This is a genomic window from Streptomyces sp. CRN 30 (genome assembly GCF_034105845.1).
Genome location: NZ_JAVRHI010000506.1, coordinates 84586 through 97160 on the forward strand (window position 1 = coordinate 84586; position 12575 = coordinate 97160).

Annotated in this window: 9 protein-coding genes; 3 read left to right on the plus strand and 6 right to left on the minus strand. The window is 71.4% G+C overall.

Annotation, left to right across the window (positions count from 1 at the left end):
• Positions 1–48 precede the first annotated feature (48 nt).
• The 6 genes from UW392_RS57810 to UW392_RS57835 all read right to left on the minus strand — a co-directional run bounded on the left by UW392_RS57810 (position 49) and on the right by UW392_RS57835 (position 10083).
• Positions 49–891 (minus strand): mycofactocin-coupled SDR family oxidoreductase, encoded by an 843-nt coding sequence (locus UW392_RS57810; protein ID WP_320783524.1) that lies wholly within the window; start codon positions 889–891, stop codon positions 49–51.
• Positions 892–1117: 226 nt separating this feature from the next.
• Positions 1118–2335, minus strand: a complete 1218-nt coding sequence (locus UW392_RS57815) for a beta-ketoacyl-[acyl-carrier-protein] synthase family protein (protein WP_320783525.1) — start codon at positions 2333–2335, stop codon at positions 1118–1120.
• Positions 2332–2685: an acyl carrier protein gene (locus tag UW392_RS57820; RefSeq protein ID WP_320783526.1), complete on the minus strand. Its 354-nt coding sequence runs from the start codon at positions 2683–2685 to the stop codon at positions 2332–2334. Before UW392_RS57820 ends, UW392_RS57815 begins: the two co-directional genes overlap by 4 nt.
• 49 nt (positions 2686–2734) lie before the next feature.
• Positions 2735–3883, minus strand: a complete 1149-nt coding sequence (locus tag UW392_RS57825) for an SDR family oxidoreductase (protein WP_320783527.1) — start codon at positions 3881–3883, stop codon at positions 2735–2737.
• 271 nt (positions 3884–4154) lie between these two features.
• On the minus strand, positions 4155–6365 hold the full coding sequence (locus UW392_RS57830; protein ID WP_320783528.1) for an MMPL family transporter: 2211 nt from the start codon (positions 6363–6365) through the stop codon (positions 4155–4157).
• A gap of 658 nt (positions 6366–7023) precedes the next feature.
• A complete protein-coding gene (locus UW392_RS57835; RefSeq protein ID WP_414497582.1) occupies positions 7024–10083 on the minus strand; it encodes a helix-turn-helix domain-containing protein in 3060 nt (1019 codons plus the stop codon).
• Here UW392_RS57835 and UW392_RS57840 point away from each other — a divergent pair.
• From UW392_RS57840 to UW392_RS57850, 3 genes are all read left to right on the plus strand, one after another.
• Positions 10082–10357, plus strand: a complete 276-nt coding sequence (locus tag UW392_RS57840; RefSeq protein WP_320783530.1) for a hypothetical protein — start codon at positions 10082–10084, stop codon at positions 10355–10357. The genes UW392_RS57835 and UW392_RS57840 overlap by 2 nt on opposite strands.
• A gap of 284 nt (positions 10358–10641) precedes the next feature.
• A complete protein-coding gene (locus UW392_RS57845; RefSeq protein WP_320783531.1) occupies positions 10642–10851 on the plus strand; it encodes a hypothetical protein in 210 nt (69 codons plus the stop codon).
• Positions 10852–11335: 484 nt separating this feature from the next.
• Positions 11336–12568: a sensor histidine kinase gene (locus tag UW392_RS57850; RefSeq protein WP_414497584.1), complete on the plus strand. Its 1233-nt coding sequence runs from the start codon at positions 11336–11338 to the stop codon at positions 12566–12568.
• Positions 12569–12575 lie beyond the last annotated feature (7 nt).

Below are 12575 nucleotides of genomic sequence, written 5' to 3' on the forward strand. Positions count from 1 at the left end.
GCTGCTCCGTCATGGGCTGCCGCACCTCCGGCTCAGCGACTGCACGATTCAGCGGCGGTTGATGAATCCGGCATCGACGGGCAGCGTGACACCGGTGACATAGCGGGCTTCGTCCGAGGCCAGCCACAGGACGGCGTTGGAGACGTCGAGCGGTTCGATCACGTCCACCGGCAGGGCGTTCGGCGCCCCGACGGACAGAATCGGGTCCTGGGCGACGAACTCGGCCATGACGGGGTCGGCGACCATGGGCGTGGCCACGCCGGTGGGGTGTACGGAGTTCACGCGAATGCTGTGCGGGGCGAGGTTGTTGGCGTACGTACGCATCAGCCCGACCAGGCCGTGTTTGGAGGCGGCGTAGCCCAGGCCGCCGTTGCTCGCCCCGCCGATGCCGACCAGCCCGGCGGTGGAGCTGACGATCACGATCGAGCCGCCCTGCCCGGCGTCGACCATGCAGGGGATGGCCGTTTCTATGGTGTGGAAGGTGCCGGAGAGGTTGACGTCGATGGCGTCGTGCCACGCCTGCACCCGGTCCTCCACGAGCAGCGGCGCGATCCCCGCGTTGGCGACCACCACATCGATCCGCCCGAACTCGGCGAGCCCCGCCTCGCAGGCCTCCCGCAGAGCGTCCCGGTCGCGGACGTCCGCCTGCCGCGCCACGACGCGGCGGCCCAGGTCCCGCACCTCCTCGACCGCGTCGCTCAGATCCTTCGGCGCCGACAGCGGGTAGGGCACGGTGTCGACGGACCGGCAGATGTCCACGATGACCAGATCGGCGCCCTCGCCGGCCATCCGTCGCACGACATCACGGCCCAGACCTCCGGCCGCCCCCGTCACGAAGGCCACCTTGCCGCCGAGACGCCCCTGAGCCGGTTCGGCATCCTCATCGGACATGTCACCAGTCCCTGCCAGTCCCTGCCGTACAGAAGCGGGCCGAGCCCGCCGCGCGGAGCCCTCTGGGTGATGTACCGCGCGACGGCTGGCCTGGCCAGGGGCCGGTCGAAAACCCGCACAGCCGACCGGCATCGGCCCTGGTTGCGCGTCACGTGTCAGCGAGGCCGGCCGGAAGGAGGTCCGTACGGAGAACGGTGTGGCTCCTGAGCTGAAATCGAGCTGCTCGTCAGGGTTTGCGCAGGACGATGGCGGCGTTGTGGCCGCCGAAGCCGACGGAGTTGGACAGCACGGCGGACAGGGCGGCGGGGCGGGGTGCGCGGGTGACGATGTCGAGGTCGATCTCGGGGTCGATGGTGTCGAGATTGGCGGTCGGCGGGATGACGCCGTGGTGCAGGGACAGTGCGCTGCAGGCGGCCTCGATCGCGCCGCCTCCGCCGATGGCGTGTCCGAAGACACTCTTGTTGGCGGTGACCGGTGGCGGAGTGCGGAAGACACGGCGCAGGGAGCGGGCTTCGGCGAGGTCGTTGAGGGTGGTGGAGGTGCCGTGGGCGTTGACGTGGTCGATGTCGTCCGCGGAGAGTCCGGCGTCGGTCAGGGCGGCGTGCATGGCGCGGGCGGCGCCTTCTCCGTCGGGATGGGGGGCGACGCAGTGGTGAGCGTCGCTGGTCATGCCCTGCCCGGCGAGTTCGGCGTAGACGGCGGCGTTGCGGGCCTGGGCGTGCTCGGTGCGTTCGAGGACCATGATGCCGGCGCCTTCGCCCAGGACGAAGCCGTCGCGGTCGGTGTCGAAGGGCCGGGACGCTGCGGCCGGGTCGTCGCGGCGGCCGGAGAGGGCGCCCATGCGCCAGAAGGCGACGGCTGCCCAGTGGGAGCGTACCGAGTCGGTGCCGCCGGCGATGACGATGTCGCAGTGGCCGGCGTCGAGGAGCATCTTGGCGGTGCCGAGGGCGGCGGTGCCGGAGGCGCAGACGGTGCTGGGGCACATGGCGGGGCCCCGGGCGCCGAGGTCGAGGCTGACCTCTCCGGCGGCCATGCCGGGCTGGCTGCGGGCGACCAGGCTGGGGGTGACGGCTCCGTACCGGCCTTCGGCGATCTTGTTGTGTTCGGACAGGTGGTCCATGGCGCTGCCGCCGACACCGATGACCACGCCGACCCGGGTGCTGTCCCACTCGGCGGGATACAGTCCGGCGTCGGCGACGGCCTCGCGGGCCGCGATGACGGCGAACTGGATGAAGCGGTCGGTGCGCCAGCGCAGCCCCCGGCCCAGTGAGGCGTTGAGGGGCTCTTGCGGGACGTGGCAGGAGAAGTCGACGGGCAGGCCCCGCAGTTCCGGGTCCGTGGCCGCGGTGGGGGCTGCGGTGAGCAGGTGGTTCCAGGACTGTTTGGCGCCGACACCGGCCGGGGTGACCAGACCGATCCCGGTGATGGCTATCGCGCGGCTCATCGGCGCGGGCCCGTGGTGCCGGCGCGGGCAGGCACACTGTCGTCGGTGACCGGGGCCGGCGCCCCGGCGGAACCCTCCGCCGGGGCGGTCGTGGAGGCGTGGGCCTCGGCCAGGATCCGGGTGATGGTCTGTTCGGTGTCGGCCAGGGTGGACCGGGGCCCGATGCCGGGGATGGTCTCCGGCAGGGACACTCTCTCCTCGTCCTCGATGATGGCCAGCAGTTCCGCCATGGCGAGGGAGTCCATGTTCAGCTCTTCGAAGGTGGCTTCGGGGCGTACCAGGTCCTTGCTGACCTCGAAGTGTTCGTGCAGCAGAACGGGAATGCGCTCTGCGAGCGGCTGGGGCGTCATGCGCTCTCCTTGGTGACGGGGTGAAGAACCGCTGCGGTCGCGGCTTGTGTCATGTGCTGGCCAGCAGCGGGGCGGTGCGCCGTGGGGGGTGGCTCAGGGCGGCTTGGAGGTACGGGGCCTCAAGGGCGGGCGGGGCGGTGACGCCGTCACGCTGTTCGGCCAGGTCCAGGGCGGTGCGCTCGTATCGGCGGCGGTGGTAGCTGTAGCGGTCCGCGCCGGGCAGTGAGGAGATCAGGAGGCTCTCCAGGGCGGTCGGGTCGGGCAGCTCCTCGACGATCCGCAGATCGGTCCAGGACGCCGCGGCGGCCATGGCCGTGAGCCACTGGACGATGGGGGTGTCCACCGGATGGACGACCTGCCGGGTGGTGGTGCCCGGACCGCGGTCGTCGCGGGCCAGACGGAGCATGGCGTCCGCGGCGTACTCCACAGGTATCGCGTTGATCTGTCCGTCGCCGCGGCCGGGCAGCCGGATCAGCAGCCCGCCGCGTGCCGTCAGCGTGAGTCCGAAGCGCTCGGCAAGGCAGTGCGGGCCGCGAGCGGCCAGCCTGCCCAGTCTCAGCCGCAGTGCCGCATACGGGTGACGCGGCCCGCGCGGGACAGGCGGCCGGTCGCTCAGCAGAACGCTGGGGCGCAGCACCAGGGCGCGACGGCCATCGGTGGCCCAGCCGCGGACCAGGTGCTCGGCGTGGTACTTGGATTCCTCGTAGGGCGTCAGGAAGCCGTACGAGGAGTCCAGATCGTTCTCGCCGATCAGGCCGGTGGCGCGGCCGCCCGCGACGAAGGCCGTGCTGATGTGGACGAAGCGCGGCCGTCGGGAGCCGGCCGCGGCCAGGTCGAGCATGTGGCGGGTGCCGTCCACGTTGGCACGGCTGACGACGTCCAGGGGTGCCTCGAGGTCGGTGCGGGCGGCGCTGTGCCAGATTTCGTCGATGCTGTCGGCCAGTTCCTGGAACTCGGCGGCTCGGGCTCCCAGGTGGTCCTGCTCAAGGTCTGCCGGCACGGCCCGCAGCCGACCGGCACGCAAGTGGTCCGCCGCCTCCGGGACGCCGGCGAAGCGGAGGGCCCGCTCCAGACGGTCGGTGGCCGACCACGGTGTGCCGCGCACCAGGGCCAGCACGGTGTCTCCTGCCGACAGCATGCGGGCCATCAGATGGCAGCCGAGGAAGCCGGTCGCCCCGGAGAGTGCGATGGTGGGCATGGAATGAGCACCTTTCTGCCTGGGCCGGTCACCGGTTCATGGCCGTGGTGCCGACCGGACCGGCCGCGGGTGGAGCCGTCTTGAGCCACCGCGACGTGTGCTGCGCAGACTGAAATGTGCTGACATTTCACAAAAAGGGTCGGTGGGGGGCGCCCTGTGGCCATACTGCCGCCGGGCAACGCCCCGCGCATGCGGGATGGCCCGAACGGGAGGTGCCGGCCATGTTCCTGTCCTGACAACGCCGGGCGTTCCCTGTCACCGCGTCACCGCGTCACTGGCGAGTCGAACCGCTTCCGCCATCCGACTGGGGGAGATCGGGCCGGGGGTGCGGAAGCGCGTCGGCGGAGACCGCTGGGAGGGTGGGGCGCAGCCAGGCGGGCGCCCACCAGTTGGCCCGGCCGAACAGGGCCATCAGCGCGGGTACCAGCAGGCCCCGTACCAGGGTGGCGTCCATCAGCGCCGCCAGTGCCAGACCGACACCGATCAGTTTCAGGAAGACCAACTGCGAGGCGGCCAGCGCGCACATCACCACGGTCAGGATGACCGCAGCCCAGGTGAACAGGGAGGCCGTACGGTCCACCCCGCGTACCACCGCCAGGGTGCCCTCCCCGGTGACGCGGTGTTCTTCCACGATGCGCGCCAGCAGGATGATCTCGTAGTCCATCGACACGCCGAAGGCGATACAGAACACCAGCACCGGCAGCAGCACATCGATACTGCCCGTGACGGTGAACTCCCCGACCAGCCACCGCAGATGCCCCTGCTGGAAGATGAGGACGACGGTACCGAACGTCGCGCACAGGCTGAGGGCGTTCAGCAGGAGGGCTTTGAGGGCCAGGACCGGGCGGCGGGTCAGTGCCAGCACCAGGCACAGCAGCGTGACCGCGGTCAGCCCCAGCGCCCATGCCAACCGCGCGGCCAGGGCATCCCGCGCATCGGCCAGCCGTGCCTGCGGACCGCCCACCAGCACCGGGACCGGGGCCGGCAGGCCGCGGACGCGGCGTACCAGGTCCGCACCGGCCGGTGCTGTCGACGGACCGGCCGCGTCGACGCGCAGATACGCTCCGGAGGAGGACACCGGGCGGTCCGTGGGCGGCGCCGGCACCGGGGTGCGCCGGCGGTCATGGTAGGTGCCGGTGGCGGTCCGGACCCGTACTGCGCCGGGCAGGGCGGACACGTCTCGTGCGTAGGCGTCCAGCAGCCGCGCACGCTGCGGTCCGGGCGCGAGGTCCGGCAGCACCACCGTGAGGGCGGTCACGTCGGCGGCTGCCGGATAGTCACGCAGGAAGGTCTCGGTGGCTCGGGCGGCAGGCGCCTCGGGCGGCAGCACCCGGTGATCGGACAGTCCCGACCGCATCTGGGAGAACGGCGACGCCAGCACCGCGAGCAGCATCACCAGGGGCAGGGCGATCCACAGCGGCCGCCGCGTCGCGGTCTCGGCGATCCGTCCCCACCGGCCCAGCTCTCCGTCGCGCCGGCCGGACAGTGTGCTGCGCCAGCGGGCGAGGACATCGAAACGGTCCAGGTGTCCGGTCAGCAGCCCCAGGAGCGCGGGCAGCAGCACCAGGCTGCCGACGAGCGCCGTGAGCGTCACGGCGATGCCGCCCAGGGCGACCGAGCGCAGCAGCGGATGCGGGAAGACCAGCAGGGTCGTCATCGCGCAGGTGACCGTGGCCGCGGAGAAGGCCACCGCCCGGCCCGAGGAGCCCAGCGTGGCCGACAGTGCCGCACCCGGTGCGGTCGGACGGGCCAGTTCCTCCCGGTAGCGGCTGATCAGGAAGAGGCTGTAGTCCAGGGCCAGACCGAACGCGAGTGCCGTACTGATGTTCACCGCGTACACCGACACCTCGGTGACCTCGCTCAGACCGCGCAGCACGGCCCGGGTGCCCAGCACCGTGAAGACGCCCACCACCACCGGGAGCGCGGCCGCCACCGCGGAGCCGAACACGACCAGCAGCAGCCCTGCCGTCACCGGCAGGGCCAGCAGTTCCCCACGCTCGGCGTCACGCTCGGCCTGCGCGGCCACCGCGTCGCGTACCACCGCCTCACCGGCCGCCGACACCCTCACCGCGCCATGCCGGCCGGACAGGCCGGCCACCGCCCGGCGGGCCGGGCCGACCTGGTCCCGCACCCCACTGTCCAGCCATGCCACGATCGCGGCACCCCGCCCGTCACGCGAGCGCAGCCCCGCCGTCCGGTGAGCCGTCCAATAGGACATGGAGCGCTCCACGCCGGGGCGGTGGTTCAGGCGCCGCTCCAGGCGTGCCGCGGCCGCGGTGACAGCCGGGCTGCCGAGCGACTGCCGGGCGTCCACGAGCAGCACGATGTCCGGCGGGTCCGCCTCGAACTGCCGCGCCAGAACAGTGGCCGCCTGCACCGATTCCGCCCCCGGCGGCATCACGCCCTCGCTGAGCCGGCGATCCTCCAGCCCCACCGACCACCAGCCGGTCACCAGCATCGTCAGCCCGAGGACGACGACCACCGTCCAGTGCCGGCGCGCCGCGATAAACCCTCGGCACCCACCCGCGGGCCCCGGCCGGGGCGGTGGTCCGGCACTTCGTGACCCTTCGGAAGGCGACTTCATCGGTCTCCACGGAACAAGAGCGTCCTCCGGCCGACCGGAGCGGCACCGAAGGGTCAACGCGCGGTGGCCCGCGCCGGACCGGCGCGGCCAGACCCGAAGGACGCGAGGCGGTGGGTGCCCGGCAGCCACCTCTCCGCCCTGTCCCGCAGGTGAGTCGTACAGCGGACAGCCTTTCGCCCCCTATGCGCGGTCAACTATTCAGACATAGTTGCATGAGATACCACAAAAGAATGCGATGAGAGTGGCACGTTGCACGTTCACTCGTTCCAGGACGGCGACGCTCAGTACCTTGCCCAGGTAGTACGAGGTCTCCTCGATCGATGCGGCGTCGCCGGCCTTCTCCTGAGGGGTGTGGGACATGATCAGGGCCGGCTGTGGTGGCCGCCTTCGAGCGGACTGCTTCGGTCCGATCGTCGCCGGATTCCTGGCCGACAGCGAGCCGGGCTTCATCCTCGGGTCGGACCTGGCCGACGCGCAGAGCCTTTCAGAGCAGGCCGAGACCGAGCCGGCGGTGACAGATGAGGGCTGCGGCCATGCCGGCGAAGGCAGGGGGAAGTCACCTATGGCGTGGGCAGGGCGGGGTGTAGTCGAGGCGGGGGAAGTGGCGGGCCCATCGGGTACGGCTGATGGTGTCGTGGACGCGGTCGCAGGCGTCGGCGAGCGCCCGGTCGAGGTCGGTGTACCAGATCTGGACGCCGTGGTGGGCGGTCACGGTGAGGAAGGTGTCGTCTGTTTCGAGGTAGCGCACTTCCTTGACCGTCCCGCCGGGGTTCGTGAGGCGGGCCAGAGGAGCGGGACGGGCGCGGTCGGTCACGTCCCAGACGTTCACCGCGCCGTCCACGCCGACGGTCACTGCCGTGCGGCCGTGGGAGGCGAAGGCCACGCTGGTGACGATGTCGGAGTGTCTGGCCAGTTCGCGCGGCTCACGGTACCGGGGGAGATCACTGACGTCCCACAGCTTCGCCGTGCGGTCGTCGCTTCCGCTGACCAGGGTGCGTCCGTCCGGACTGTAGGCGAGGGCGTCGACGAAGTGCGTGTGCCCCTTGAGGACGGCGACGGGGGCGGCGTGACGTGGGTCGGTCACGTCCCAGATGCGGACGTGGTGGTCGTTGGAGCCGGAGGCCAGGGTATTGCCGTCGGGGCTGAAGACCACCGGTTTGACGTCGCCGTGGTGTCCGGTGAGTTTGTCGAGTACGCGGGGGCGGGCCGGGTCGGTGATGTCCCAGAGACGGATGGTGTCGTCGTAGCTGCCGGTGGCGGCCACGCGGCCGTCGTGGCGCACAGCGACGGAGTAGACGAAGCCGGTGTGCTCAGCCGGCCGCTTCGACAGCGCTCTGGGGTGGAGCGGGTCGGTCGCGTCCCACAGCCGGAGCGTGCCGTCGCTGTCCACGCCGAGCAGCGTGCTGCCGTCCGGGGTGAACTGGATCGGGCCCAGGCCGGCTCCGCCGGTGGTGCCGAGCCGGCGGGGCCGGCGTGGATCGCTCATGTCCCACAGGGCGATCTCCGAGCCATCTGCCATGGCCAGCATGCGGCCGTCGGCGGACACAGCCGGTGTGTGCCCGACCAGTTCGGGTCCGGTCGCGTCGCGGCCGGCCGACGTGACGGACAGGGAGCTGAGCAGCGCGTTGCGCGTACGGTCCTGCGGAGTCTGCCGGTAGGCGGCCAGCGCCACCTGGACCGCCAGTGACGGATCGTGCGGGCTGAGACGGACGGCTTCGTCGGCGGCCCGCAGCGCTACGGCCTCGTTGCGCTGCTGGGTGACGGTGCTCCGCGCCCGTACGGCGAAACCGGCGGCGGTCACAGCGCACACCAGCAGGACCACCAGGGTTCCGGCCAACTGGCGCAGACGGCGCAGACGGAGGCGGTCGCGCTGGTGCGACTGCCGGGCCGCCGACTCACTGGCGTCGAGGAAGGCGTGTTCCCGGGCGGTCAGTGTCTGTGGCGGGAGATCCTTCACCGCGTCGAGACGGACCCCCCGGTACAGGCTGTCGGGGTCGTGGTCGAGGGACTCCCACAGTGTGGTGGCCTCGGTGAGCGCACGGTGCAGACGTACGTGGCCGCGGTCCTCGTCCAGCCAGTTGCTGAGCCGGCTCCAGCAGCGGATCAGCATTTCGTGGGCGAGTTCCACATGGTCGCCGTCGGCTGTCAGCAGCCTGGCCCGGGTCGCCTCCTCAAGGACGAACCCGGTGTCGGAACCGCTGTCCAGTTCCCGCCGCGGCACACGGCGTTTGGTGTCCTCGGTGCCCTCGCCCAGCGCGACGAGCCGCAGGAACACCTGTCGCGCGGCTTCCTGCCGATCGCTGCTCAGTGCGTGGTAGAACTTCTCGGCGGTCTGGGTGAGCGCGTCCTCGAAGCCGCCCGCCGCGCGGTAGCCGGCCAGCGTGAGGGCGTTGCCCCGCCGTCGCTTCCAGGTCTCCAGCAGGGCGTGCGAGAGCAGGGGCAGCGCGCCGGGCCGGCCGTGGGCGTCGGCCATGAGGGTCGTCAGCAGGGCGCTTTCGACGGTGAGCCGGGAGCGGGCGGCCGGCTGGACGACCGCCGACCGCAGTTCCTCGGCCGTCATCGGACCGACGGGACGGTGGGCGTGGGGAAGAACCTCGACGAGGCACGGCAGCCGCGTGCAGTGCGTGTAGAAGTCGGACCGCACGGCGATGGCGACCCGTGTGCGGCTGTCGGGGGCCTGCGCCGCGTGCACGAGCGCGGCGACGAACCGCTCCCGTTCCCGCACGTCACGGCAGACGGTGAACACTTCCTCGAACTGGTCCACGACCACGAGCAGTTCGTCCGCCGAGGCGTCCGCCTCCCGCTGCCCGGCGAGGATTTGCCGCGCCGTCCGGTGGAAGGTGCGCGGCTCGGCTGTCAGGGCGGCGTGGAGCGGGCCGGGAGCGGTGCCGGCGCGGGCCGCCAGCCGGACGGCGCACTCCTCCAGCGGATGCGGGCCAGGTGTGAAGACCAACGAGACGACGCCAGGAAAAGCGGGAAGCACACCTGCGCGCAGCACCGACGACTTACCGGATCCGGATGCCCCGAACAACACGAGAAGACGTTTTTCCTGCAAGTGTTCGACGAGTGCACCGGTGAGTTTCTCACGCCCGAAGAAGAATCCGGCGTCGGCCTCCTCGAAAGCGATCAAGCCAGCGTAGGGAGGTCTGGCCGTGTTCTTCTTCTGGTCCTCCGCACCGGCCCGCGCAGCGTCTGTCCCCGCGCACGCGTCAGCCGTCGATTGCCAGAACAGCTTCCACTGTCGCTCGTCGCCACCGCAGGCACGGACGTAGGCGAGGGTGACGTCCCAGCTGGGCAGTTGACGCCCTGCCGCGGCCGAGGACAGCGTCGCGATCCCGTAGTGCGTTCTCCTCGCGAGGTCCCGGTAGGTGGGCCGGCCGGCTTGTTCCCGCAGTCTCCGTAAACGCGCCGCGAATTCGAACAGAGGACCGCCGTCCGGGTCCAGAGGACTTTCTCCTCGTGGCACACTCCCACCCCTCCCCGGGTCACACGCATTGTTCGGCATCTGTTTGTTCAGCACCGGACGACCCGAATTGAACAACAGATTAGCGGCTACAAACGGTGCATCAGGTCCCGCACCGAGGACCGGACAACGAACGGAAAAGAGGAAGCTCATGAAGACTCGTGTACGGGCGGTTCTGCCCGCGCTCCTGGTCTCCGCCCTGGCCGTGCTCGGCGTGGGCACGGCCGTGCCCGCCGTCGCCGCCCAGACCTCGTCCTCCTCCCAGCAGTCGCCGGCCGAGGGACAGGACGTCTACCGCGGCTGGTACCTCTCCAAGGAGAGCTGCCGTGACGCCGGCGACGCCGGCATCACGCGCGGACACTGGGACAACTACAGCTGCGCCCCGGGCAAGGGCGGATTGCTGCACCACCTGTGGTCCAACCGCTGATTCCCTGACCGCCCGGCGGTCCGGTAACGGGGGGCGGGAGGCGGTACGCACGACAGCGCGTACCGCCTCCTACGAGCCTTGAATCACCCACGCGAGGCGAGCGGGGACTGACCGCCGTGCCCGGATTCGCTCGCCGCGGCCCTTGACGGTGCTGCTACCACGTTCACACCCGCCTCCGTGTCTCAAGGTCCCCGGCCTCACCGACGCCGGTCTCACCAACCGGTTCCGTACGTTCCGTACGCGGGCCACCGATGCCGATGCGGACGTACTCCTACGGAGGAAACATGAGACTCATCTGGCTGGCCGTGATCAGCGCGCTCCCCCTCATGGTGGTGTCCAGGCCGCACACGCCGCGTACCGTTCCGACAGAGCAGATCGCCGACTGGCTGCTCGCGCTCGCCGCCTTGGTCGCCGTCGCCGCTGTGTTCATCGGCCTGGATCTGCTGCTCCGCTGTGTGACCCGCCCCGCGAACAGCGACGGACCTGACGGCTGACCCCTCACTCGGTGTCCCGCGAGGCCCGACCTCAAACCCAGGTGCCGTCCCATTCGGCGTGCACCGCCCGGATCCGCCCGGCCGGCGCGGCATCGTCCCGCTCACGGGCGGTCCGCGCCGCACGGCCGGTCCGCCACTTGTAGAAGCTGGAGCGGGTCACCTCCAGTGCCTGTCACAACCGCTGCACGCCCCAAGGGTGGTGGTGGTCCTCCATGAAACGGCAGCGGTTCACCAGTTCATCCCGGCGGGGCCCGCTCGGCCCGCACCCAGTTGCGCAGCGCCTCCCTGCTGATTCCCAGGAAGACCCGCTGCCGCGATCTCGGCATCCCGTGTACGCGGAACCGCCCTCGTCGGCTCCCGCCGTCAGGCCCCGCGGCACATGTACGGAGTGGGAGAACCGCCGCATACCGACATAGGAGGAGGCGACGCCTTGCGCCACTCCGGACGCCGTCGCGGCGCACATAAGCTGGTGCGCATGACCTCAGTGGAGGAGGACCGCCCGCGCGCACTGCTCGCGGGGGCTTCGCGGCGATGGGTGCGGCTGCTGCCGTGGGCCGTGGCGTTCGTGCTGTGCGTCGCCCTGCTGCCCACGACCATCGTGGTCCTCACCGCCGACTACGGCCTGACCGGAGGCGTCGCCGCCGGGTTGGCCGTCGCGCAGGCCGCGCCGCTGCTGCTCGCCGTCGTACGGCCGCTGCGGGCCTGGTACGTGGTCTTCGTCGCGGACGTCGCCGGGGCGCTCGCCCTGCTCACCGTCGACTTCCAGGAGCGGCTGCTGTGGCCGTTCCCGCCCATGGAGATCGTCGGGTACGTCGGCCTCTGCCTCGCCCTGGGGCTGCGCGAGCGGCGCCGGACACTGCTGCTGGTGTGGCTGGCCACGGCCGCCGCGAACGTGGCCCTGGGGTTCGTCGCGCCCCATGGCTTCGGCGCCATGAGCCTGCTGTTCACCATCCTCGGGGGCGTCGCGCTCCTGCTGGGCGGTGTGCTGCGCGAGCGGTCCGAGGTGCAGCGCAGGCTGGTCGAGCAGGAGACGATCAGCGAGGCCGAACGTGGCCGGCGGACGCTGCTGGAGGAGCGCGCCCGGATCGCCCGCGAGCTGCACGACGTGGTGGCACACCACATGTCCGTCATCACGGTGCAGGCGGACACCGCGGAGTACCGCCTCGACAGGCTGCCGCCGGACGTGCGGGAGGAGTTCACGTCCATCGCGGCGACCGCGCGCGAGTCGCTCGGCGAGATGCGACGCCTCCTCGGCGTGCTGCGCAGCGAGGAGGCGCACGGCGAGCTCGTGCCCCAGCCGGGCCTGGCGCAGATCGGGCAGCTGGTGGAAGTCACGGCGAGGGCCCGCGGGCCGGTGGAGTTCACCCCTTGCGACGTCGAGGTGCCCGAGGCGGTCGGCCTGTCCGCGTACCGGATCGTCCAGGAGGCTCTCTCGAACGTCGTGCGGCACGCGCCGGGTGCCCGTACGCAGGTGTCGCTGTCGCTGTCGGTGACGGAGACGGAGACGGAGTCCGATCCGCGGGGCGGTGCGCGGCTCACCGTCCTGGTCGTCAACGGACCGCCGCCCCAGCCGTCCGACGGGCCGCTGGAGGTGGGCGGCACCGGGCACGGCCTCGTCGGCATGCGCGAGCGGGTGCGGCTCGTCGGCGGCAGCCTCGACACGGGGCCGCTGCCGGACGGCGGCTTCCGGGTCGCCGCCCAACTTCCCCTCGACTGAGAAGGAC